23 protein-coding genes are annotated in these 24,454 nt (G+C 58.8%); 20 read left to right on the top strand and 3 right to left on the bottom strand.

What is annotated here, in order from left to right:
* The first annotated feature begins 52 nt into the window (after nt 1-52).
* Entirely contained in the window at nt 53-721 is a 669-nt protein-coding gene (locus tag QA648_RS30805) for a GntR family transcriptional regulator (protein WP_283052727.1), read from the top strand.
* Nucleotides 722-1,090: 369 nt separating this feature from the next.
* Here the strand turns inward: QA648_RS30805 and QA648_RS30800 are convergent, their stop codons facing one another.
* Nucleotides 1,091-1,894: an IclR family transcriptional regulator C-terminal domain-containing protein gene (locus QA648_RS30800; RefSeq protein ID WP_283052725.1), complete on the bottom strand. Its 804-nt coding sequence runs from the start codon at nt 1,892-1,894 to the stop codon at nt 1,091-1,093.
* Between the two features lie 224 nt (nt 1,895-2,118).
* Here QA648_RS30800 and iolD point away from each other — a divergent pair, with 224 nt between their 5' ends.
* The 14 genes from iolD to QA648_RS30730 all read left to right on the top strand — a co-directional run bounded on the left by iolD (nt 2,119) and on the right by QA648_RS30730 (nt 17,195).
* Entirely contained in the window at nt 2,119-3,966 is a 1,848-nt protein-coding gene (gene iolD / locus QA648_RS30795; protein ID WP_104827743.1) for a 3D-(3,5/4)-trihydroxycyclohexane-1,2-dione acylhydrolase (decyclizing), read from the top strand.
* 3 nt (nt 3,967-3,969) lie between these two features.
* Nucleotides 3,970-4,803, top strand: coding sequence for an NAD(P)-dependent oxidoreductase (locus tag QA648_RS30790; protein ID WP_104827742.1), 834 nt, complete (start codon nt 3,970-3,972; stop codon nt 4,801-4,803).
* A 12-nt stretch (nt 4,804-4,815) separates the two neighbouring features.
* Nucleotides 4,816-5,793, top strand: a complete 978-nt coding sequence (locus tag QA648_RS30785; protein ID WP_104827741.1) for a hydroxyacid dehydrogenase — start codon at nt 4,816-4,818, stop codon at nt 5,791-5,793.
* Entirely contained in the window at nt 5,783-6,553 is a 771-nt protein-coding gene (locus QA648_RS30780) for an aldolase/citrate lyase family protein (protein WP_283052721.1), read from the top strand. The genes QA648_RS30785 and QA648_RS30780 overlap by 11 nt, the downstream gene beginning before the upstream one ends.
* 56 nt (nt 6,554-6,609) lie before the next feature.
* Nucleotides 6,610-7,545 (top strand): sugar ABC transporter substrate-binding protein, encoded by a 936-nt coding sequence (locus tag QA648_RS30775; RefSeq protein ID WP_104827739.1) that lies wholly within the window; start codon nt 6,610-6,612, stop codon nt 7,543-7,545.
* A gap of 57 nt (nt 7,546-7,602) precedes the next feature.
* On the top strand, nt 7,603-8,718 hold the full coding sequence (locus QA648_RS30770) for an ABC transporter permease (RefSeq protein WP_104827738.1): 1,116 nt from the start codon (nt 7,603-7,605) through the stop codon (nt 8,716-8,718).
* A gap of 11 nt (nt 8,719-8,729) precedes the next feature.
* Nucleotides 8,730-9,533 (top strand): ATP-binding cassette domain-containing protein, encoded by an 804-nt coding sequence (locus tag QA648_RS30765; RefSeq protein WP_104827737.1) that lies wholly within the window; start codon nt 8,730-8,732, stop codon nt 9,531-9,533.
* Between the two features lie 20 nt (nt 9,534-9,553).
* Nucleotides 9,554-10,687: a Gfo/Idh/MocA family oxidoreductase gene (locus QA648_RS30760; RefSeq protein ID WP_283052717.1), complete on the top strand. Its 1,134-nt coding sequence runs from the start codon at nt 9,554-9,556 to the stop codon at nt 10,685-10,687.
* On the top strand, nt 10,687-11,601 hold the full coding sequence (locus tag QA648_RS30755; RefSeq protein WP_283052716.1) for a TIM barrel protein: 915 nt from the start codon (nt 10,687-10,689) through the stop codon (nt 11,599-11,601). Before QA648_RS30760 ends, QA648_RS30755 begins: the two co-directional genes overlap by 1 nt.
* Nucleotides 11,602-11,603: 2 nt before the next feature.
* Nucleotides 11,604-12,473, top strand: a complete 870-nt coding sequence (locus QA648_RS30750) for an SMP-30/gluconolactonase/LRE family protein (protein ID WP_104827734.1) — start codon at nt 11,604-11,606, stop codon at nt 12,471-12,473.
* Between the two features lie 30 nt (nt 12,474-12,503).
* Complete coding sequence (gene iolG / locus QA648_RS30745) at nt 12,504-13,508, top strand: inositol 2-dehydrogenase (protein WP_283052714.1); 1,005 nt, start codon at nt 12,504-12,506, stop codon at nt 13,506-13,508.
* A gap of 121 nt (nt 13,509-13,629) precedes the next feature.
* On the top strand, nt 13,630-14,940 hold the full coding sequence (hisD, locus tag QA648_RS30740) for a histidinol dehydrogenase (RefSeq protein WP_283052712.1): 1,311 nt from the start codon (nt 13,630-13,632) through the stop codon (nt 14,938-14,940).
* 32 nt (nt 14,941-14,972) lie between these two features.
* A complete protein-coding gene (locus QA648_RS30735; RefSeq protein ID WP_283054314.1) occupies nt 14,973-15,737 on the top strand; it encodes an SDR family oxidoreductase in 765 nt (254 codons plus the stop codon).
* 393 nt (nt 15,738-16,130) lie between these two features.
* Nucleotides 16,131-17,195, top strand: a complete 1,065-nt coding sequence (locus tag QA648_RS30730) for a hybrid-cluster NAD(P)-dependent oxidoreductase (protein WP_283052710.1) — start codon at nt 16,131-16,133, stop codon at nt 17,193-17,195.
* A gap of 28 nt (nt 17,196-17,223) precedes the next feature.
* Here the strand turns inward: QA648_RS30730 and QA648_RS30725 are convergent, their stop codons facing one another.
* Entirely contained in the window at nt 17,224-18,108 is an 885-nt protein-coding gene (locus QA648_RS30725) for a LysR family transcriptional regulator (protein ID WP_283052708.1), read from the bottom strand.
* 169 nt (nt 18,109-18,277) lie between these two features.
* On the opposite strand from QA648_RS30725, the gene QA648_RS30720 reads away from it, so the two are divergent.
* From QA648_RS30720 to QA648_RS30710, 3 genes are read left to right on the top strand one after another with little or no spacing between them, the layout of a single operon-like run.
* Complete coding sequence (locus tag QA648_RS30720) at nt 18,278-19,363, top strand: amidohydrolase family protein (RefSeq protein WP_104827729.1); 1,086 nt, start codon at nt 18,278-18,280, stop codon at nt 19,361-19,363.
* The gene (locus tag QA648_RS30715) at nt 19,360-19,731 is read left to right on the top strand and encodes a Rieske (2Fe-2S) protein (protein WP_283052706.1); all 372 of its coding nucleotides are present in this window, start codon (nt 19,360-19,362) and stop codon (nt 19,729-19,731) included. Before QA648_RS30720 ends, QA648_RS30715 begins: the two co-directional genes overlap by 4 nt.
* 27 nt (nt 19,732-19,758) lie before the next feature.
* Nucleotides 19,759-20,394, top strand: coding sequence for an HD domain-containing protein (locus QA648_RS30710; protein WP_104827727.1), 636 nt, complete (start codon nt 19,759-19,761; stop codon nt 20,392-20,394).
* A 271-nt stretch (nt 20,395-20,665) separates the two neighbouring features.
* Here QA648_RS30710 and QA648_RS30705 read toward each other — a convergent pair whose 3' ends face one another.
* Entirely contained in the window at nt 20,666-21,265 is a 600-nt protein-coding gene (locus QA648_RS30705; protein ID WP_158704615.1) for a TetR family transcriptional regulator C-terminal domain-containing protein, read from the bottom strand.
* 191 nt (nt 21,266-21,456) lie between these two features.
* Here QA648_RS30705 and QA648_RS30700 point away from each other — a divergent pair, with 191 nt between their 5' ends.
* Both QA648_RS30700 and QA648_RS30695 read left to right on the top strand, forming a co-directional pair.
* Nucleotides 21,457-23,127, top strand: a complete 1,671-nt coding sequence (locus tag QA648_RS30700) for a choline dehydrogenase (RefSeq protein WP_283052703.1) — start codon at nt 21,457-21,459, stop codon at nt 23,125-23,127.
* A 68-nt stretch (nt 23,128-23,195) separates the two neighbouring features.
* The gene (locus QA648_RS30695; protein WP_104827724.1) at nt 23,196-24,137 is read left to right on the top strand and encodes a choline ABC transporter substrate-binding protein; all 942 of its coding nucleotides are present in this window, start codon (nt 23,196-23,198) and stop codon (nt 24,135-24,137) included.
* Nucleotides 24,138-24,454 lie beyond the last annotated feature (317 nt).

Raw genomic sequence — 24,454 nt, 5'->3', positions numbered from 1 at the left:
TGGATGGTGTAAAACCGACGGGTTGACCGCCAATTCGGAAGCAAGGTTTGAAATGACAGAATTTGACGAAGCCGGGTCGATCAGCCAGCGCATCAAACTAGTGCTGATGGATGAGATATCCTCCGGTGCCATAAGACCAGGCACGGGTTTGGACGAGGCAACACTGAGTAGCCGCTTTGGCGCCTCGCGCACGCCGGTGAGGGAGGCTCTGCGTCAGTTAGAGGCGATCGGCTTGGTTGAGATTCGCCCACGACGCGGTGCAACGGTCCTGCCGCTGACTTTGCCGCGGCTCATGGAGATGTTCGAAGTGACTGCAGAGATGGAATGCATGTGCGTCCGTCTGGCAACTCATCGGATAACAGGCATGGAACGCGCGGCGCTTCGTGAAATTCACGAGGCTTCCGAGCTTGCAGCGAAGGCCGACGACTTTGAACAATATGACAAACTCAATTTATCTTTCCACGAAACGTTGTATCGCGGCGCGCATAATGAGTTTCTGTTTGATGAGTTGATACGGCTTCGTGCAAGGCTCCTGCCATTCCGCAGAACCCAGTTGCGTCAACCGAAGCGATTGGAAGCGTCATTCCTTGAACATGAAGCGATCCTGCGTGCAATGATGCGCGGTGATGCGACCGAAGCGGCGTTGATCATGCGCGAGCACATGCTGAATGCCGCCCTGGCATTGGCACGCTATATGGAAATCGGCGAGGAAGCCGAATAAAGACAATAACTAGTAAGATCGTAGGGGCCAGCTTGTCGCGAATATCGGCGAGCAGCCGCTTCCTCGCCTCCAGCAAATCTTCCAATATCACAGCATCGACTGTCATCCCTTCAAATTCCTGCCGAAAGGTGGCTTCTATGTCCGTGATGCTTGGCGCCAGCGGTTCGTGCGACGGCCGGTGTAAAGAGGTTCTCGAAGGAAAGAACTTGCATTTCGGCGAAGCCAACTCGTCTTCGACCTTTTTTCGCCGATGGTCCGGATCTCGACTGGATACACGGTTTCTCTTGCCACCGGAGAGGGGCTCGACTTTGATGACGGTTGCACCTAGCTGACTTCAAGTCTAGTTTCGTTGCCGCCGCCGGGCGCCTTCTAAAGTACCGCCCAGTTTCGATCTTGGTAATCTCGCAATATGTCTTGAACCTCCCGCGCGGAACGTCGGAGCGGCGGCAGAATTCTTTCTTCCAACTCCCCAGGTGCCATCCGGTCTCGGTGAGACGCAACGCTCATCGCAGCTACGACGCGACCGCCCCTCTCGCGAAGTGGAACGGCTATCGAGATGGTGCCGTTCTCCATCTCATCGACTGCAGTTGCGAAATCGGCCTGCCGAGCCTCGCCCAGTTTCAATTTCAGGATATCGACATCCGTAATGGAGGCAGGCCCCTGTTTACGCAGAGTGACACCGTCGAGCCTTTGGTCCAATTCGTTGAAAGGTAATGAAGCAAGCAGCATCTTGCCACTGGCCGAACAGTGGGCGGGAAGGCGATCGCCGACACCCAGCCGAGACGTATAGATCCGGCGCGTGGCGTCGCGGTTGACGAACAGGATGTCGAGCCCTTCCAGCACCGAAATAGAACAAGGTTCGTTCAACTCATCGGCAAGACGCATGATGATCGAGGACGCCGCCGTCCAGACATTCGTCCGATGAAGCACGCCCCGTCCAAGCGATAGGACCTTTGGTGTGGAAGCGTATAGACCGCGCTCCTCCTTCACGTATCCCAGGCTCTCCAATGTAAGCAATATCCTTCGGGCCGCGGCGCGGCTGACATCCATCGCGCGAGCGACCTCGGTGCATGTTGCCGGAGCATCCGTTTCGGCCAGCTTTTCCAAGCAGTTCAGGCCTCTCGCGAGGGTCTGCGCGAAGTCGCGCTTTTGAATGTCATTGTCCATGAGCATCTAATCTCACGTCCTTGATATCATGTCAATGTGCGATAATCGCACAATTGCGCGATATGTTGACAGCGTGTTTTGGATGTGAAATATGTATCGCCATCGCTTCCGAAGACGTTCGTCGATGGACGCGAAGACAGATGAGGAGGTGATCAGTCGCAGCAGTGAATAGCGGCCAGCGGTCGCTAACGTCACGCGATCTGATTAGAGGCGCCTGAAGGAGGAAATTCATGAGTACCGTTCGGTTGACGCTCGCGCAGGCGATTGTTCGTTTTCTAATCGCGCAGAGGATCGAAGATGAGGGCGATGTCCTCCCGCTCTTCGCCGGCGTCCATGCGATCTTCGGGCATGGGAATGTGACCTGCCTCGGTTCCGCTCTCGAGGAGGTGCAGAACGAACTTCCGACCTATCGCGGCCAGAACGAGCAGTCGATGGCGCTCGCGGCAGTGGCCTATGCCCGCGCCCGTCGCCGCAAGCAGATCCATGTATGCTCGGCGTCGGTTGGTCCTGGCTCCTCGAACATGGTGACGGCCGCTGGCGTCGCGATGTCCGATCGCCTTCCGGTCCTCTTTCTGTGCGGTGACAACTTCGCCTCGCGCCTTCCGGATCCGGTTCTCCAGCAGGTCGAGCATTTCCACGATATGTCGCTGACGACCAACGACGCCTTCAAGGCGGTCTCGTCATTCTTCGATCGCATCACTCGCCCGGAGCAGATCCTCAATTCCCTGCCGCAGGCAGTTGCTCTGATGCTCGATCCGGCCGCTTGTGGTCCCGCCACCATCTCGCTTGCCCAGGATGTGCAAGGAGAGGCCTTCGACTATCCGGAATCCTTTTTCGCCGAGCGTGTGCACAAGATCCCACGTTATCCGGCCGCTGATCATCAAATCGACGCTGCTGTCCGCCTGATCAAGGAAGCAAAACGGCCGTTGATCATTGCTGGAGGTGGCGTTCATTATTCTGGCGCCACTGACGAGCTCGCAGATTTCAGCGATCGCTTCGGCATCCCGGTCGCAGAGACGATCATGGGCAGATCCGCACTTCTTCATAACCATCGGCTCAACATCGCGTCGATTGGTGTCATGGGCGGAAACGCTGGAAACAATATCGGCCAGAAGGCTGATCTGGTAATCGCGATCGGCACGAGGCTGGCGGACATGATCACCGGTTCCTGGAGCGTGTTCCGAGATCCGGATGTCAAGTTCCTGTCGCTGAATGCAAACCGCTTCGATGCCAACAAGCACATGGCGCAACCCGTCGTCGGAGATGCGAAGTTGTCGCTGGAAGCCATCACAGCGAAACTCGGTGACTGGCTTGCTCCGGCCGCTTGGGCCGACGAGGCCGTCCGGGAAAAGGAAGCCTGGGACGCCATTGTTGAACAGCGCACGGGCCGGACGAACCAGGATGTCCCGAATTATCCGCAGGTCATCGGCGCGGTTCAGCGGAATGCGAAGCCGGATGATGTGATCGTATCCGCGGCCGGCGGTCTTCCAGGCGAGCTTTATTGCACTTGGAAGTCCATCGGGGTTGGGACGTTCGAATCCGAATACGGGTTTTCCTGCATGGGTTACGAGATCGCCGGAGCCTATGGCCAGAAGATCGCAAACCCTGAGCGGGAGATCATCGCCATGCTGGGTGACGGCTCCTACATGATGTTGAACTCCGACATCTATTCATCGGTTCTCACGGGCAACAAGATTATTTGCATCGTCTGCGATAACGGCGGATTCGCCGTCATCAATCGCCTGCAGACTGGAAAAGGCGGGGCGGAATTCAACAATCTTCTCGCTTCGTCGAAACATGCCGGCGAGGTCCCGCGTATCGACTTCGCCATGCACGCCCGTTCGATGGGCGCGGAATCCGAAAACGTCACGACGATCGAAGAGCTCGAGGCGGCGATCGGTCGCGCGCGCCAGAGCGATCGTACTTACGTCATCGCGCTTCGCACGCATCCGTACGAGTGGATGGACGGCGGCTCCTGGTGGGATGTCGGGATGCCGGAGGTGACAAACCGTCACTCGATCGCCACGGCGCGTGACGCACAGGAAGCTCAACGCAAGCACCAGCGCAAGGGAGTCTGACGGATGTCAGCGCCGACCACGACCCGCGTTCTCATGACGGGATCGACGGGAAACCTCGGGCACAAGGCGACGATGGCGCTCCAATCGGTGGAGGGTGTGTCGTTGACGCGCATCGGCCGAAACGGTGGTGCTGATCCCGAGGTCATCACAGCAAACCTCGAGGTCTACGACGAAGCCTGGGTTGAACACTTCAAGGGCGTCGACACAGTTCTGCATCTAGCCGCCGACCCGCGCGCCGCCGGGGATTGGGACACCGTGTCGCCTCTCAACATCGATCTTGCGCTCAATGTCTTGCGCGCAGCGCGACATGCGGCTGTCAAGCGGTTTGTCTTTGCCAGTTCCAACTGGGTACTCGGTGGATATCGCTTCGGGAAGGATCGGCTGAATTCGGCGCTGCCGCCGCGGCCCGTCAATCCATACGGCGCTTCGAAGCTCTTCGTTGAACGCTATGGCCGCATGGTCAGTGACGAGACGGGCATGGCGTTTCTGTCGCTTCGGATCGGCTATTGCCAGCCGGGCGAGAACAAGCCCGGCCCACAGATGGCATTCGGCACATGGGGCCAGCAGATGTGGCTCGGAAATCAGGACTGGGCGCAGGCTGTCGAGAAGTCGGTTACCTCCCGGTACGAAGGTTTCCACGCGATCAACATCGTCTCTCGCAACGACGGAATGCGCTGGGACCTGGAGGAGGCTGGTCGTGTCATCGGATACGCGCCGCTTGAGCGGCATCGGCCGGAATTGAGTTTCTCAGGTTGGCTGAAGGATCGGACTGCGTGTCTTCGCGAGAAGCTCGCTCCGTCCGGTTCCTCGGTGCCGCCCTTGGGAAGGCGTTGGTGAGGGAGGACTGAATTGAAGAAGATACTTGTTGTGCAGCCGCTTCGGCCAGAAGCTCTGCGCCTGTTCGACCAGCGAACCGACGTCTCGTATGAAGTCGTTGCCGATTTTTCCAGGGACAATCTCCTGAAGCACGTCGGCGATGCCGACGCCATCACTGTCCGCGATGCCCCGCTACCGGCGGATGTCCTTGCTGCGGCACCGAACCTGAAAATCGTATCGAGGCATGGCGTCGGCTACGACAACATCCCGATCGACTACTGCACCTCGCGCGGAATTCCGGTCACCGTCGTCGGCGACGTAAACGCCATCTCCGTAGCCGAACAGACTATGTTTCTCATGCTGGCCGCGGCCAAGTCCGGCGTCCAGCTCGATGCAGCCGTCCGCCGGGGGGATTTTGCCGCACGGTCGAGACTGATCGGGATAGAGTTGCGTGGACGTACGCTCCTCGTTGTGGGCTTTGGACGCATCGGACGCGAAGTGGCGAAACGTTCCGCGAGCTTCGGCATGGATATCGTCGTCTACGATCCTTATGCCAAGCGTTCCGAAGTCGAGGGTGCCACCTTCGTGGATAGCCTCGAAGATGGCTTGGCCGCAGCAGACGTCGTCACTCTTCATATTCCTCTGTCGGATACGACGCGCAATCTCATCGACGCCGACGCCCTCAGACAGTTGAAGCGCGGCGCCATCATCATCAATACCGCTCGCGGCGGGATCATCGATGAAGACGCGCTCGGCGATGCGCTGGCGGACGGACAAGTGCGGGCGGCGGGCCTGGACACCTTCGCGACGGAGCCGCTCCCCACGACCGATCGCCTGGTCTCGGAAGAGCGGGTCGTCCTCAGCCCGCACTCGGCCGCGCTCACCGAGGAATCGCTGATCGCAATGGGCGTGATGACTGCGCGCAATGCGCTTGCAGGCATCGACGGAAACCTCGATCCGCAACTGGTGGTCAATCGATCCGTTCTGAAGGTTTCCGTCGATGCGAAATAACAACATCCGCGATGTCTGGGAACGTGGCGAAGCGGTCGTGTCCGCTTGGCTCTCGATCGGAAATGCCTACACCGCAGAAATCGCAGGATGGTCGGGATACGATTGTGTCCTCGTCGACCTTCAGCACGGCATGACAGACGTTCGGACCATGATCTCGATGCTGCAGGCGATTTCGGCAACCCCGGCAACGCCGATGGTGCGTGTTCCGTCGTGCGATCCACCAGTCATCATGAAGGCATTGGACGCGGGCGTGTTTGGGATCATCTGCCCGATGATCAACAGCGCTAGGGAAGCGGAGGCCTTTGTTGCGGCGACGCGATATCCGCCTCTTGGGAACCGCAGTTTCGGTCCAGCTCGCGGGCTTCTCTACGGCGGCGCCGACTATTTCCAGCATGCTGACAGATCGATCGTTCGCTTGGGCATGATCGAAACGCTGGAGGGCTTGAATGCACTCGACGAGATCTGTGCGGTTGATGGGCTCGATGGGATTTTCGTCGGCCCGAACGACCTGGGGCTCGCCTTGGGAAAAGGCACGCTCGGCGATCCGACGGACGAAACCGTGCGGGAAGCAATCCTGCGCTGCCTTTCGGTTGCAAGAAAACACGGCAAGCATGCTGGGATCTTTTGCCCGTCGAGCGCCGTCGCAGCGCGCCGCAGCAGCGAGGGCTTCGACTTCGTCGTTCCAAACAGCGACGCAAACCTTCTGAAATCGGCTCTCAACGCGGAGGCGAGCGGAGCGAGAGTGAATGTCCGCAAATAGTGCGGGTAACTGATGGTGCACGGGATGCACCATCTCCATCGTGGGAGGAGAATGGCATGAAAAACTTTATGAAGATCGCGGTTCTTGCTGGCGCGGCACTGATTGGAGCTGCGACCAGCAGCTTCGCCGAGGAACGCATCATCATGATCAGCCACGGCCTTGCGAACGATCCGTACTGGAACATCGTCAAGAACGGTGGCGACATGGCCGCCAAGCAGATGGGCGTGAAGTTTGACTACGTGGCTCCGGAGACGTTCGACATGGTCCGCATGTCCGAGCTGATAACCTCGGCGGTCAACCAGAAGCCCGATGGGATCATCGTGACCATCCCGGATGCCGATGCACTGAAGGACGCCATCAAAACCGCCGTTGCGTCGGGCATTCCGGTGGTCTCGGTCAACTCGGGTGCAACTGTCGCAAAAAGCTTCGGCACTTTGATCCACATTGGTCAGGACGAATATCCGGCCGGCAAGCGTGTCGGCGAGAAGCTCAAGGAGCTTGGCCAGAAGAAGGCGATCTGCATCAACCACGAAGTCGGCAACACGGCCCTCGACGACCGTTGCCGCGGTGTGGCCGACGGTTTCGGAGGACCGGTCACTGTGTTGCCGACAACCAATGACTTCCAGGAAGTAAAGTCGAAGGTCACGGCAGCGCTGGCCAGCGATCCGCAGATTGATACCATCGTCGCGCTTAGCGCCGGCCAGGCCGGCGAACCCGCAGTTGATGCGGTTCAGACAACGGGCAACACCAAGGTAAAGGTCGTTTCTTTTGACCTTTCACCGGGCTTCCTGCAGGCCATCATCGATGGCAAGGCGTCGTTCGCGGTCGAACACCAGCCGTTCTTCCACGGCTACCTCAGCACGGTCCTTCTGACGAACTACATCCGCTACGGGCTGATGCCGACGAACGATCTGATCGAAAGCGGACCGAAGTTCATCACTGCCAAGGAAGCGCCACAGGTGCTCGAACTCGCCAAGAAATCAATCCGATAGCATGAGAGAAGGCATGGATGGTGTTGGAGCCGTCCATGCCTGATCGGGAGACGAAAAATGGTTGACATAACCAAGGCACCTCATGGTGCGAAAGACGAACGATTGATCCGCATTTCATTGATGGCATCGCTTATCCGGCGGCCTGAACTTGGGGCGCTCGCGGGCCTGATCTTTGTCTTCGTGTTTTTCCTCACGACCGCAAGCCCTCAGATGTTCACCCTGGCGGGCGTGATGAATTTCATGGCGCCTGCCTCACAGCTCGGTATTCTGGCCGTTGCTGCCGCTCTTCTCATGATCGGCGGCGAGTTCGACCTGTCGATCGGCTCGATGATCGCATTCAGCGGTATGATTTTCGGGACCGCGGTTGTCGCATGGGGGCTGCCGCTCAGCCTTGCAATCCTCATGACTCTTGCCGTGGCCGCCCTTCTGGGGATCACCAACGCCCAGATCGTCATGCGAACCGGACTGCCATCCTTCATCGTGACACTCGCCTTTCTGTTTGTACTGCGCGGCCTTTCCCTGGTGGGTCTGAAGTGGGCGACGGGCGGCGCAACTCAAATGCGCGGGATCAAGGACGCCGTCGCCGGCAGTCCCTTGGCGCCGATCTTCTCCGGAGACGCCTTTAAGGGGTTCTTCCAGTACCTCGCGGACAAGGACGTCATTTCCAAGTTTCCCAATGGCTCTCCGACGGTCCCCGGTGTTCCAGTTGAGCTCATCTGGTTCCTGGTCATCGCGCTGGCGGCCACCTATCTGCTCATCCGCACGGGATTCGGCAACTGGATCTTCGCTGCCGGCGGCGACGCCAATGCGGCTCGCAATTCCGGCGTTCCGGTGGCTCGCGTCAAGACCATCCTGTTCATCATGACCGCCTGCGCGGCGGCTTTGGTTGCCATTTTGACGGTTCTCGATGCTGGATCAACAGACGCGCGTCGCGGTTTCCAGAAGGAATTCGAAGCGATCATCGCCGCTGTCATCGGTGGCTGCCTTCTGACGGGCGGTTATGGCTCAGCGATCGGGGCGTTCTTCGGCTCCATCATCTTCGGTATGGTCCTCATCGGCCTCACCTACACGCAGATTGACCAGGACTGGTATCAGGTCTTCCTCGGCGGCATGCTTCTGCTTGCCGTTCTCTTCAACAACATCATCCGCAAGCGCGTAACTGGCGAGCGTTGAGGAGAAAATCTATGTTACATCGTCAAAACTCAGACACAACGACGCCCTTCATCGAGATCAGAGATTTGGTCAAACACTTTGGAGCGGTGATCGCGCTGAATGGCGTTTCATTAAGCGTACGGGCTGGAGAGGTGCTCTGCCTTTTGGGCGACAACGGCGCAGGCAAATCTACGCTGATCAAGACGTTGTCGGGTGTTCACAAACCCACCTCCGGCGAGTTCTTGGTGGACGGCGAGCCGGTTGAATTCGGCAGTCCGCGCGATGCGCTCGATGCCGGAATCGCCACGGTCTACCAGGACCTCGCAATGATCCCGCTGATGTCGGTGAGCCGGAACTTCTTCATGGGACGCGAGCCACTGAAGCGACTGGGGCCGATTTCTTGGTTCGACCGCAAGTTCGCGGATACGGTCACCCACGACGAGATGATGAAGATCGGGATCGATGTCCGCGACCCGAACCAGGCGGTCGGTACCCTGTCGGGTGGCGAACGTCAGTGCGTCGCCATCGCCCGCGCCGTGTACTTCGGTGCGAAGGTTCTCATCCTCGATGAACCCACGTCCGCACTCGGCGTTGCGCAGACGTCGATGGTCTTGAAATACATCGATGCCGTCCGGTCGAAGGGGCTGGGAGTGATCTTCATCACCCACAACGTCCGTCATGCCTACGCGGTCGGGAACCGCTTCACTGTTCTCAACCGCGGCAAGACCGTCGGCGTTTTCAAGAAGGACGAGATCGCCATCGACGAGCTGCAGAATCTGATGGCGGGCGGCAAGGAATTACAGAGCCTCTCGGACGAGCTCGGCGGAACAATCTAGTACTACTACGGAGAAGCAAAGTGACCGTTATCAAAATAGGTCTCATCGGCGCAGGCTGGATGGGACGTGCCCATGCGGCTGCCTTTGAGAATGCGACCCGGATATTCGGGACGGAGCCTGCCACCCTGAAGATCGTGGCTGTGGCGGATGTCAACGAACCTGCCGCGAAGGGATTTGCCGAGCGGTTTGGCGTCGAGCGATATACAAGCGACTGGACAAGCATCGTCAACGATCCCGAGATCGATGTCATCGACATCACGACGCCGAACGATGCTCATCCTGAGATCGCTCTCGCGGCAATCGCGGCTGGCAAGCACATGTACTGCGAAAAGCCGATGGCGAATACGGCGGCCGAGGCGCGTGCCATGCACAAAGCCGCCAAGAAGGCTGGCGTCGTCACGCTTGTCGGGTTCAACTATCTTTGCAGCCCGATCCAGGCCTACGCCCGGCAGCTTATCGAAAACGGGGATCTGGGCGAGATCTTCCATTTCCGAGGCACATTCGACAACGACTACATGGTCGATGAGAGTTTCCCGTTTACCTGGCGGACGGACGCGACTGCCGCAGGCAAGGCGGGCGCTCTCGGCGATATGGCAAGCCATGTCCTGAGCCTCGCGCATTATCTTGTCGGTGAGGTGACGGAAGTAAGTGGCGCGCGCCAGATCCTTCATGCCAAGCGCCGCGACGCAAAAGGCGCAGAGCGCACCGTCGAAAACGACGATCTTGCGCACTTCATCTGCCGCTTCAAGAATGGCGCTTCCGGCTATCTGGAAGCGAGCCGCATCGGGACGGGTCGCAAGCTTTACCTCTCATACGAAATCCAGGGCACCAAAGGCGCGCTGTTCTTCGACCAGGAGCGCATGAATGAGCTGAACTTCTACCGTCAGACCGACGATCCGGCAGAGCGAGGCTACAAGCGCGTTCTCGTGGCTCCGCAGCACCCGGACTATGCGGCCTTCTTCGGACTTCAGGGAAATCCACTCGGTTACAATGATCTGAAGATCATCGAAGCGCGTCGGCTGATCGAGTCCGTCATCTCCGGCCAGAGCTGGATCGCGGATTTCGAGTTTGGATACACCGTCGACCGCGTGGTCGAAGCGGTTCTTGTTTCGGCCGACGAAGGCCGATGGGTGAAGACTGAGGAGATTGCCTGATGACCGCCGCATACCAGCTCGCCAATGCCCCATGCTCATGGGGCATCGATTTCGCTGACCGTCCGGAGAATCCGGCATGGACGAAAGTGCTCGACGAAGCGGCGTCGGCAGGTTTCTCCGCCATCGATCTCGGGCCAGTCGGATTTTTCCCGACAGATCCCTCCCAGCTTAAGAACGAGCTTTCGAAGAGAAATCTTCGGCTCTCGGCGGGCGGTCTCTTCGATCCGCTCACGGATGCCCGCGCGTTCGATGGCATTGTCGACAAGACGAGACGCACATGCTCGATCCTCAAGGATCTCGACGCCCCCCGGCTCGTCATCATCGACTGCGTGTCCGACGAGCGCGGCAAATACGCTGGCCGCCCCAGCGACGCTCCGCGTCTTTCGTCAGAGGATTGGAAGGCCATGATCGGCCGTATCGTCGAGCTCGCGAAGATCGCGAAGAACGAGTACGGAGTTAAATCCTACCTCCATGCCCACGCGGGCTGCTACATCGAATATGAAGATGAACTCGACCGCGCCATGTCGGACCTTCCGGAGGACTTGGTTGGCCTTTGCGTCGACACCGGGCATTCCGCCTATGCCGGGATCGACCCGATCGCCCTGATCCGGCGGTATGGCAGCCGTATCGGCCACATGCACCTCAAGAACATCGACAGGGACGTTCACGCGGCGTGCGTCGCCGACAAGACCGGATTCTTCGATGCGATCGCCCGCGGCATCTTCTGCCCATTGGGCAAGGGCGTCGTCGACTTCGTCGAAGTTCGCGATGCGCTCGATGCTATCGGCTACCGTGGGATGGCCGTTGTCGAGCAAGACGTCGATCCCACCGGCGATGCGTCGCCGCTCAGCAATGCCAGGGAAAGCCACGACTACCTCGCTTCGATCGGGATGTCGTCGTCGGACAGGGGCTGAAGATGGAAGCGTCCTGCGTCGTCGATTGCAAGAACACGCTTGGCGAGGGTTGCGTTTGGGACCCTCGCGACCGAAGTGTCTACTGGACGGATATCGCCGAGAGTAGAATCTACAAGCTCGGCGCTGATGGCGCAGTGACGGTTTTTCCGCTTCCGGAGCGGGCAGGATTCATTCTGCCTCGGAAGCATTCGGGCTTTGTTCTCGGGCTCGCAACCCGTGTAGTGATCGGCGATGCGGGATTCAGGAACTTCGAGACAGTCTCCGTCATCGAGGAGGGGCTTCCGCAGACCCGCGTCAATGACGCGGCTGTCGATCCTTTCGGCGGCGTCGTGTTCGGAACGTTCGACGAGCGGGACCGCAAGCCAGCCGCTGCTCTTTATCGCTGCGCTCCGACAGGCGAGATCACGAAACTGCTCGAAGGGATCACGATCAGCAACGGGATCGCGTTCTCGCCCTCGGGGGACGTCATGTATTTCGCCGACACGGCCGAGGGAACCATTCGCCGCTTCGAGATCAGAAGTTCGGGTTGGACGAACTTGAGGGAGCTTGCTCCCCTGGCCAATCTCGACGTCGCGGATGGCCGGCCGGATGGAGCTGTGGTCGATTCCGAAGGGTCGTATTGGAGTGCCCGGGTGTGGGGCGGCTGCCTTGCGCGGATCGGTCAGGACGGTCAGGTCCAGGAGACGGTGAAACTGCCGACCAAGGGGCCGACCTGCGTGACGCTTGGTGGCAAGGACGGACGAACCCTCTACGCGACAACATTACGCGTTATGCACACCGACGATGAACTGGAGGCAGCACCCCTCGCCGGCGGGCTTTTCGCGGTCCAGGTCAAGGTCCCAGGCGTTCCCCAACGCCTTGCCGCTCTATGAATTGGTCTTTTTAAACGAAGGAATGAGACGATGAAGTTCTGTGTTTTCGGTGCCGGCCGCATGGGCGCGCAGCACATCGCGAATGTCGCGGCCAACGAGAATGCCGTGCTCGAGTATGTGGTTGATGTCGACTTGAGTCGCGCCCAAGCGCTTGCGGCTCGTTACGGTGCGAAGGCCACCGATAATCCCCGCGTGGCTTTGAACGATCCGGCCGTCGACGCGGTCATCATCGCATCCGCGACCAACACTCACGTAGACCTGATAGTCGACGCTGCAAAAGCCGGCAAAGCTGTCCTCTGCGAAAAGCCGATTGATCTCGATATCGCCCGGGTCGATTACTGCGCGCAGCAGATCAGCGGCCTCAACGTCCCGATCATGATCGGATTCCAACGGCGCTTCGACGCTACGCACATGGCCGTGAGGAAGGCCGTTGCCGGAGGAGAGGTCGGCCAGGTCGAGGTCATCACGATCGTCAGCCGCGATCCATCTCCGCCACCCGCATCCTACATCAAGGTTTCCGGCGGCCAGTTCCACGATCAGATGATCCATGACTTCGACATGGCCCTGTGGCTCGCTGAGCCGAAGGGTTCACTCGAGATATGCGCCATGGGGAGCAATCTGGTCGATCCGGCAATCGGGGAGGCGGGTGATACCGACACTGCGCAGGTTCTGATCCGGTTTGCCAACGGCGCTTTTTGCCGCATCGATTGCAGTCGTCGGGCAACCTATGGCTACGACCAGCGCGTCGAGGTCTTCGGATCAAAGGGCATGGTGACCTCTGCCAATCTGCTCAAGACGGGGATCGAGCGGTTCGGCGCCGCCGCCACGAATGCACGCGATACGCTGTTACCGGGATTCATGGAACGCTATCTGCCGACCTACGCGACGGAACTCGATTACTTCATCGACGCGGTGTCAAACGAGCGGAAGATCGAGTCCGACTTCCAGAGCGGCCGCAAGGCGGTGCTGCTCGCCGACGCTGCGCGGAAATCGCTGAAGGAAGGAACTGTCGTCCGCCTCGACTTGGACGCCTGACATTTCGATCCGGACCAGATCCGGATCTCACATGGAATTCCGTAGCAAGGAGCTTGGATTCCCATCTGCAACAGTTCGAGCGCGGTCGCGCCAGCCAACCAATTTTCTAGGAGGTTCACCCATGACCATTCGCCACCTGAAGACAGGCAAGCCTGCCGCCGATCGCGCCGAGGACGATGCGAAGGTTCGGGCAGTTGTCGAAGCTACCCTGAAGGATATCGAGGCGCGGGGCGATGCCGCTGTGCGCGAGCTTTCCGAAAAGTTCGACAAGTATTCGCCGCCTTCCTTCCTTCTTTCGACGTCTGAAATAGAGGCGGCCATCAACAAGGTCTCCACACGGGACATGGCCGATATCGAGTTCGCCCAGGCTCAGATCCGCAAGTTCGCGCAGGTTCAGCGGGATTCGATGAAGGACGTTGAGGTGGAAACGTACCCCGGCGTCATCCTCGGCCACCGCAACATCCCCGTCCAATCGGTCGGCTGCTATGTCCCGGGCGGCAAGTTCCCGATGGTCGCTTCGGCTCATATGTCCGTGCTAACTGCCTCGGTTGCCGGTGTGCCTCGTATCGTTGCTGCTGCGCCAGCCCAGAAAGGTGAACCTCATCCAGCCATCATCGCAGCGATGCATAAGGGCGGTGCGCACGAGATCTATGTTCTCGGCGGCATGCAGGCAATCGGGGCGATGGCGCTCGGAACACAGACGATCAAGCCCGTCGACATGCTGGTTGGGCCTGGGAATGCGTTCGTCGCCGAGGCGAAACGGCAGTTGTACGGTCGGGTCGGCATCGACCTTTTCGCCGGGCCGACGGAGACAATGGTGATTGCCGACGAGACTGTCGATGCCGAGATCTGCGCCACCGATCTTCTCGGGCAGGCAGAGCACGGCTACAATTCGCCTGCGGTTCTGGTCACCAACTCGGAGAAGCTCGCGCGGGGAACTCTGTCGGAGATCGATCGTATCCTGAAAATCCTGCCGACCACCGAGACCGCCTCGGCATCCTGGCGCGATTATGGCGAAATCATCGTTTGCGATACATACGAGGAGATGCTGGATGTCGCCAACGACATAGCCTCCGAGCACGTGCAAGTCATGACGGATCGCGACGACTGGTTCCTTCAGAACATGCACTCCTACGGCGCGTTGTTCCTTGGTCCGAGGACAAATGTCGCGAACGGGGACAAGGTCATTGGCACGAACCATACTCTGCCGACCAAGAAAGCTGGGCGCTATACCGGCGGTCTTTGGGTTGGGAAGTTCCTCAAGACGCACTCGTATCAGAAGGTGGTTACTGACCAGGCCGCCGCTGACATTGGCGCCTATTGCTCGCGGCTGTGCATGCTCGAGGGTTTCGTCGGCCATGCGGAGCAGGCGAATGTTCGTGTTCGACGCTATGGTGGCCGCAACGTCCCTTACGGAGCTGCAGCGGAGTAAACACTTGAACTCGAGATGGTGACCTTATGAGCATGATGCTTCCCCGAACCCCCTCGTTCCGCCTTGATGGCAAACGGGCTCTGGTTGTCGGAGCCTCGTCCGGTATCGGATTTGCGGCAGCGGTTGCGCTTGCCGAAGCTGGCGCGGCCGTTTCCCTGGCGGCCCGCCAGTCGCCGAAGCTCCAGGAAGCCGCAGATTCGATCAGCGCGGCGGGATTTGCTGCGGACGCAGTTCCGCTCGACATTACGGATGTTGGAACCCTATTGGAGACTGTCTCCGCCAGGGGGCCGTTCGATGTTCTCGTCAATAGCGCGGGTTTGGCTATTCATGGGCCTGCATTGGAAACAACGGCGCGAGATTTCGATACCGTGTTCTCGATCAACGTCAGAGGGGCTTACTTCCTCGCGCAGGCCGTCGCCAAAGGTCTCATCACGTGCGGCAAGCCCGGATCCTTGATCACGATTTCTTCCCAGATGGCGCATGTGGGCGGTGTTGACCGGGCGGTCTATAGCGCAACGAAGCACGCGGTTGAGGGTTTTACCAAATCGATGGCGATCGAATGGGCTCAGCACGGCATACGCGTCAATACAGTGTGCCCAACGTTCATTCGAACGCCGCTCACCGAGGAGACGTTCGCAAACCCGGAGCGGATCAAGTGGATCAACGAGAAGATCAAGCTCGGGAGAATTGGCAAGGTCGAGGACGTTATGGCCGCTGTTCTTTATCTGGCGTCCGATGCGTCTTCAATGGTAACCGGGACTGCGCTAATGGTCGACGGAGGCTGGACCGCAGAGTGAGAGTCGCGGTCGGAATGACGTCGTCCTCACTTCGATTCCCATCAAGAGGATAGGACCTCCTCTTTCGGCCGGCCCTAAGCGAACTTGAGTGCTGAAGTTTTGCGCCGTCCGGCGAATGACCAGCTCTCCCGCCAGGGCAACATTAGAACTCTCATCTCGCCGGTGATAATCGCCAATAGGACCCCTACCATCTACTCGTAGGGCTGCGTTTGCCGCACGCCAGCAATCGGCCCGGAAGGCAATGCAACGGCCTTGATATTCCAGGAAACGACGCACGAGATTGACTCGGCATATTGGTGTGATCGGATTTCGCGATCTACACAGCCCTCCCGCGGAATAACCGGGCTGGAGAGGGTTTGATATAGATGGAGACATCGACAGGGAGAATGTCTGATGCTCACGAAATCGCCATTCCGGTATGATGTTTTCACCGCCAATAAGCAGCCTCGATACCAGGGCGGTCCGGCGAACCTGATATGCAAAGCAGTGATCACCGAAACCCATGATGCAAAAACCTTCGTCTTCGAAGACGCTTTGAACCGCGCCTTCGACTTCAAACCCGGCCAGTATGCTTTGTGCAGGTTCGAGATCGAGGGGAAAGCCCATTACCGAGCTTACTCCGTCTCCTCTGCCCCGACGCGGCCACACAATGTCTCGATCACGGTGAAGAGAGTGCCGGGCGGCCTGGTCTCGAATTGGCTGAACGATCACGCCCGTCCCGGAATGAGGTTGGATATCATGGATATCGCGGGTGATTTCAACATCATTGACCGCCCGTTTGAAAGGCCACTCTTTCTGTCGGGCGGCTCCGGGATCACTCCAGTCATGTCCATGCTTCAGTTCCTCAACGACACGGCCGATCCGGTGGACATCGCGTTTGTCCACTTTGCGCGAACTCCGCACGACGTCATCTTCCGGGACCATCTCGATTTCGTCGCCCGACGGTTCAAGAACGTCAGCATGCACCTCGTCGTCGGCGACGATCTGAACGATGACTCCTTTTCCGGCTCAACAGGAGAAATTAGCGCCGCGCTCCTCCGCTCACTCGTTCCCGACCTCCGCGGGCGGGAAGTCTTCATGTGCGGTCCTGAAGGCTTCATGCGGGCGGCGCGCTCCATCTTTTCCGAGCTTGATGTCGTAGCCATCAACCAGGAAAGCTTCGGTGAAAGGATCGCGATTCCCGAAAACGACAAGCAGGGCGGGCAGGTCAATTTTACCCTAACAGGTGCCACCCTCGACTGCGCGGCGGGTGAAACACTGCTGGAGACGGCGATGAACGCGGGGGTCTGGATTAATAGCTCTTGTCGGCAGGGCGTCTGCGGTAGCTGCCGCGTCCGCGTGACGGAAGGTAAAGTGAGGATGGACGACCTCGGGGGCATTACGGAACAGGAGAAGGCCGAGGGGTACGCCCTGGCCTGTTGCAGTCGGCCAATCGGCGCGGTTTCGATCGAAGCGTGATCGCGGGAACCCTCCGCATTTAGAGCGTTTACTTCGTTGCAGCGAGTTGGCCGTCGCCGGCCGGGGAGCCTGCCGCGAGGATCTTCAATGCCTTCAGCAACTTGAGGTGAGTGTGCGAATGACAATTCCGCACGTGGACAGCAGAATAGATGGGATGGGAGATTATGGGCGCGTCCGATACGAGTTCAACGACGCCCTCTTTCTGCAGTTTCGAGGCCACTGAAGCGGTCACGAACGCAGTGCCGCCGCGACTTCTCAGCAGCGTTGTGAGGGCGCTGCCGTGGCCTATGGAAACGCGACTTGAGTCGAGTTCAGGCAGCATCTGCCGATGTGCTTGGTCGAACACCGGAGAATAGTTCGCTCTAATGTAGTCGGAAGTTTTGACGTCGGCGAGAGAGACTCGGCGCGTACTCACCATGAGGAAGCGTTCCTCCGCCACTTGCTCATAATGCATGTCTGGAAAATGCTGAGGAGAGTAAAGCACCGCCAGGTCCAGGCTTCCCGTCGTAAGGTCCAGGATCATTTGGTTGGAATAATCGATCTCGATATATATGGCTAACTTCGGCATCGCAGTCTGCGCCCAGTCCAGCCATTTGGTTAGGAGATCCTCGAAAATCTCGGCGTGAATACCGATGCGGATCAGGCGATCGAACTTACCCACCGCCTGGATTTCCCGTCGAGCGTCAAGCCAACGCAGCTTGACGGCCTTGGCGTGCGCTTCGAAGCGGATACCAGCCGCGGTCGGTTCGGTGCCGCTTTTGTTTCGGATGAACAGCTGCTTCTCGAGCAGTCCCTCGAGGGCTCGTATCCGGCTCGACACCGTCGACTGGGTAATGCCGAGCCTATCGGCAGTCTTGTTGAAGCTGCGCGTTTCAATCAAATCCAGAAACGTGTCGAGCAGTTCGATCTGCATGTCATCCTCAAGTGTTCGTCAGCCTTGCCACTTTGTGCCGGACATCGGCGGATAGGCAATCCGTCATCGACTTTTTCGATTAAAGTCGCCCCCCAAGGCGCGTAGCCGCGGCTGAGGGAACCATGCATCCTCAATGGGTTGCTGAAGCGATCCTCTGGAGGTGCACTGGATGTTCATAGTAGACACAGACGTTCACAATTATTGGTCCACGGCCGAAGTGCTTTTGCCGTATCTCGAACCGTATTGGCAAGATTTCCTGGTCCGCGGTGAGAAGCCGGGGCCGACGGGAAGCTTCCCGCACGGACATCGGCCATGGCTGCACCCCGAGGGCTTCTCGCGGCATGACATCAAGCCGGAGTCCGAAGAAGACAACTACTTGGTCATGAAGGAAAAACACCTCGACCATTACGGGATTGATGTCGCCATCCTGACATCCGACGAGCCGCTAGAGGCGTCGACCCTCGCCAACGCCCACTACGCGAACGCCCTTGTGAAAGCCTACAACGATTACATGATCGACTGGTGGCTTCCTAAGGACTCCAGGTTCAAGGGGTCGATCGTCATCTCGCCGACCGATCCGCACGGTGCAGCCACGGAAATCCGCCGTGTGGGCCATCACCCCGATATCGTGCAGGTGCTTGCGAGCCATGGGTCGCAACGTCCGTACGGCGATCCGTTCTACCACCCAATCTTCGAGGCCTGCGTCGAGATGGGCCTGCCCTTCGCCATTCACCTCGGAGGACAGGGCGGCGTCAACCACAACGCCATCGCGAGCGGCCCGACCTCCTTTTACTGGGAGACCCACGCACTGCTCAGCCAGCCGGCGATGACTCACGTCGCGAGCATGATCTCCAATGGCGTCTTCGAGAAATATCCCGATCTATACTTCATCGTCATCGAATGCGGCGTCTGTTGGGTGCCCTCGCTGATGTGGAGGCTCGATGCCAATTTCAAGGCGCTCAGGAAGGAGACGCCATGGCTTAAGATGCTCCCGTCGGAATACTGCCGCCGGAACATCCGATTCAGCACGCAGCCGCTCGAGCAGCCCGCCAATGTGAAGCAGCTATGGGACACGCTGGAGCAGATGGACGGCCAGAACACGCTACTCTTCGCATCCGATTACCCGCATTGGGATTTCGACGCGCCGACCAACCTGCACATTCCTCCCGCCTGGCGCGAGAAGATACTCGGCCTGAACGCGCTCGAAGTCTACAAGCGCATCAAAGCTCCGGACTCCCTCGGGAGGGCCGCATGATGTCCGGCGCGACCAACAGAGCATTCGCCTGCAGGATCGAGGATGTCGGCCCGTCAAGTCCCAAGATCGTCAAGGTTGGACAATTGAGCATCGGAATCTTCGAAATCGAAGACGGCTACGCCGCGATGCTGAACGTCTGTCCGCACCGCGCGGGTCAGCTGTGCGAGGGTCCGGTTTGCGGGACGGCCAAGTCGACCGACCGGATGGAGTTCGTCTACGACCGAGCCGGCCAGATCATCCGCTGCGCGTGGCACGGATGGGAGTTCGACATCAAGTCAGGCACGTGTCTAGTCGACGAGAAACTGCGTGCCCGGGCGTTCCCCGTCCACGTCGAGGAAGATGAGATTTACATAGAGCTGGCCCGCTGACGCGGTATCCAGCCAAGGAGATTGCAAATGGAAACAGTCAAGTTCACCCAAATGAAGGACGGCGACGCCGAAGATTACGCCTTTCTCACCGAACACGAAGTCGAGTACGCAGCCGGGACCGCCGATCGGCTGCTCTCCGCAATGACCGATCTCGACAAGTCTTTGTCGGGGTACAAGATCACCCGCTTGGGCCATTCGCTGCAGGCGGCAACCCGAGCGTGGAAGGATGGGGCCGACATCGATTGGGTCGTGTCCGCATTGCTACATGATATCGGCGACATTTTCGCGCCGTACAATCATGACGAATATGCCGCGGCGATCCTCAGGCCCTTCGTGAGGGAGCAGTGCGCTTGGGTCGTCGAGAAGCACGGGGACTTCCAGCTCCTGTACTATGGGGAGCATGTAGGGGCCAACCCGAACAAGCGAGACTCTTACCGTGACAATCAATATTTCGGCGATTGCGCGGACTTTTGCGAAAAATGGGACCAGTCGAGTTTCGATCCTGATTTCGAGACGCTGCCTCTGGAGTTCTTTGCGTCGTTGGTCCACGAGGTTTTCGCGAGAAGGAGCTACGATCCCGCCGTCCTGCGTGTCGGCGTCCGTGAACCTCTTTGCGACCCTCGCACCGCGCAGGCGAGGAAACACGCTAGCCAGGCCGCTTGACCGCGTTCCGTCCGCCCCCAGTGGCGGACGGAACGATCTCCTGTTGTTCGGATTAGCCGTCTTCTGCCCGGCAAGGTCTGCCCGTGTTCATGACCAGTGCCGGTTGAGACCGCCATGGTGCCATTCATCACGGCCACCTGCTCTTCATTGCCCTCTACGTCTACGCATAGACAACCGTGACACGGCGTTCTGGCTTCAAAATCCGAACCTGAGCCCGCAGCCTTGCCGACGCGGGCGCAAGGAGGTTGGGTCGTCTTTGAGTTTTTTGTTACTAGGATGATCCCGTTCTGCTCAACACTTTATCGACCGCCTCGGCAACGATCAGGCGTTGGTGTTCCGGCGTCCAGTATTTCTCATCCAGCAGTGCATAAACGAGAATGCCGTCGCACTGTACCAGCAAAGCGTCGGCGATCCTGCGGGCGTCTTTGAGCGAGTGGCCAAGTAGCCGTATCCACTTCACATGCTTGTCTCTCATGAAGGTATGGATGTTGCGGTGAATGGTCTGAAGTTCCGGCGAAGTTTGTGTGAGCGCCCAGAAAGCCAACCAGACAGACAACTGCCGACGCCGCGAGGGGTCGAGGGGAAGGAAGGCTTCGAGCGAAGCCGTGATCTCGTTGCGATCCAATGTCGTCGGCCAGCGAATTTCCTTCTTGGCCATATCCCAGGCATGCTCGACGGCCGCCTGTACCATCGCTGCGCGATTGGGGAAGTGATGGGTGATCAAACCGATCGTCGCGCCGGCTTTGTCCGCGACCTTGCGCATGCTCACATTCGCGACGCCTTCGTCGGCGATGACTTCACATACGGCATCGACGATCCGCTTTATCGGATCGCCGTCCTGCGGCTTTGCGTTCGTCTTTTTCTGAAGCATGGCTTGCTCGAATGTTTCTGTTGCTGATCCTTGCATAACTTCCCGGCCGTCCGCAGGCAAAGCGATAATCATTCAGTTTGCCAGTTGACCATATGCATAACGACTGTTATGCATATAAATAACAATTGTTATCTTTCAACATAACGATTGTTATCATGGCTGACAACGAAATGGTTTCGCGGAGTGATGACATGTCGAACGCTTCGAAACATCCGCTGCGGCAGTCCTACGACTATATCGTTGTGGGCGCCGGTTCCGCAGGTTGCGTGATCGCCAATCGCCTGTCGGACGATGCAAACGTTAAAGTCTTGGTGCTTGAAGCGGGCGTTCGAGACCGTAACCTTTTCATCCACATGCCTGCCGGAGTCTACAAGGTCTGGAACGACCCCAAGCTCAACTGGAACTACGCGAGCGCGCCAGAAGCCGAGATGGACGGCCGGGAAATCCCGGTTCCGCGCGGCAAGGTCCTCGGTGGCAGTTCGTCAATCAACTCAATGGTCTATCTGAGGGGGCATCCGTCCGACTATGATCGCTGGGCGAGCGAGTTCGGTTTGCCAGAATGGGATTATGCCCACTGTCTCCCCTATTTCAAGAAGGCCGAACGCAACGAACGCGGAGAGAATCCATGGCACGGGGGCTCCGGTCCACTCGGCGTCAGCAAGGGCTCCTCGGCCAGCATATTGTACGATGCATTCGTTGCTGCTGGGGACGAGGCCGGTATCGGGACCTCCGATGACCTCAATGGCTACAAGCCGGAAGGGCTGGGCCACTACGACAGCACGAAATGGAACGGCCGCCGCTGCTCCGCTGCGGTCGCCTACCTCCATCCCGCAGCCACGCGGCCGAACCTGACGATCGTCACCGAAGCGCTGGTCGAGAAAGTCGTCATCGAAGCCGGGCGCGCGAGATCGATCGTCGTCCGCCACGGCGGTGGGCAGTACGTTGTCCGCGCGGACCGTGAGATCGTCCTGAGCGGGGGAGCGATCAACTCTCCGCAATTGCTCATGCTGTCTGGCGTTGGTCCAGCTGATTCCCTTCGACGCACAGGCATCGAAGTTCATGCCGACGTCCCCGGCGTCGGCCAGAATCTCCAGGACCACATCGATTTGGTGATGCAATGGAGCTGCCCCAAGGCTGTCACTCTGAAGCACCTCGCCAATCCGCTCATCAAGGCGTTCGTCGGTGCGCGTTGGCTTCTCAACAGAAGCGGCCCGGTTGCTTCAAACATCTGGGAGGCTGGTGGGCTCGTGCGTACGGAGGGCGGCCTGCCTGCTCCGAACATACAATACCATTTCGCGCCCGTGGCCATGCGATATGTCGACAATGCAATCCGGCTCGAGCAGGGTTTCCAGATGCATGTGAGCCAGCTCAGGCAGGACGCGCGCGGTCATATCGAACTTGCAGGCACCGATCCGTCAAGGCCCCCACACATCGTCTTCAATTTCCTGCAGACTGAAAAGGATAAGCGAGAGCTCGTCGACGGCGTATTGATGGCACGCCATATCGTCAACCAATCCGTGTTCCGTGAATTTCTTGGCAAAGAGCTGCGTCCCGGCCCATCCGCGAATACCCGGCAGGACATTTTGCGTTTCGTCCAAAGCGTGAGTGAGACGGAATTCCATCCTAGCTGCTCGTGCCGGATGGGAACCGACGATCTCGCTGTGGTCGACACCGATCTCAAGGTCAGGGGTGTGGACGGACTTCGGGTCGTGGACGCGTCGGCGATGCCGAACGTGATCAGCTCGAATCTTAACGCCACAGTGATCATGATGGCCGAAAAGGCCGCCGACAGCATCCGCGGGAATCCGGCCCTCAAGCCCGAACGTCCGCTCTTCTTCTTCGACGAGAAGCACGTCGCCTGAAGCCACGAGGTCTCGGACGCGGCTACCCGTCGCTGGGCATGCCTAAGCTCAACAAAGAGGGAACTGAAATGCTGAAATATCTAATAGCCGCGGGCGTCAGCCTGCTTTCCATCGTGCCTTCCATATCCCAGGCCGCCGAGCCGGAGAGCTGCAAACAGGTGCGCTTTTCCGACGTCGGCTGGACGGACATTACCTCGACGACATCGATCTCGTCGATCATCCTGGAGGCCCTCGGCTATCAGCCGAAAAGCCTCATGCTTTCAATTCCGGTGACCTACGCCAGCCTGAAGAACAAGGAGATCGACGTTTATCTCGGTGACTGGGAGCCCGCGATGGTGCAGGATCGCAAGCCCTACATCGAGGACAAGTCCATCTTCGTTGTTGGCCCTAACCTCGAGGGCGCGAAATATACGCTCGCGGTTCCGAAGGCTGCATTTAACGCCGGAGTGAAGGACTTTGCCGACCTCCAAAACTTCTCAGACAAGTTCGATCGCAAGATTTATGGCATTGAGGCGGGAAGCACCGGCAATAACATGATCCAGTCTATGATCGAAAAGAACGAGTTCGGCCTCAAGGGGTGGGAACTGATCGAATCCTCGGAGCAAGGCATGCTCGCCCAAGTCGATCGCCAGACTAAACAGGGCGGATGGATCGTCTTCCTCGGATGGGAGCCGCATCCGATGAACACGAAATACGACATGGCCTACCTTACAGGTGGTGATGCGACCTTCGGCCCGAACTATGGTGGCGCGACAGTTTACACCAACATTCGTTCGGGTTTCATGGCGGAATGCCCCAATGCAAGCCGCTTTCTGCAGAATCTAAAGTTCTCTCTTACGATGGAGAACGAGATCATGGGCGCCATCCTCAACCAAGGTGCGGACCCCAAGGAAGCCGCCGGCGCCTGGCTAAAGGCGCACCCGGAAGTCGTGAAGCCGTGGCTCGAGGGCGTGACGACATTCGAAGGCAAGCCCGCGCTGGATGCCGTTGAGAGAGCTGTGAAGAGCTGAAGGCGATTTATGCTCGCCGGGCTCGGCACGTCATGTGCCCCGGCGAGCTGCGGCGCTCATGCGCTCTCGCCGCTAGAGCTGGCCGGGCAGGTGGCCGGTGCATTCCACTTCGTCTCGTTGGAGTGCGGATAGGGCTGCGTCGAAAGCGAGGGCGCTCGTTGATAAAAGTTTGCGCTAGGTTGAGGGTGCGGCTGACAAATCCACTGTCCGGGCTGCAGGCGGACGCTACCGCTGGAACTCGGCACACTACAAATAAGCGAGATGAACGTCAGAAAGGCTCTGCAGTTGAAGACTATTCTCGCAGTGAAAGCCTTTAC

Origin of the sequence: Rhizobium sp. CB3171 (assembly GCF_029714265.1) — a bacterium.
In the GTDB taxonomy this organism is placed as follows: Bacteria; Pseudomonadota; Alphaproteobacteria; order Rhizobiales; family Rhizobiaceae; genus Rhizobium.
Note: the sequence above shows the minus strand (reverse complement) of the source record. Positions and strands in the feature narration are given on the sequence as shown.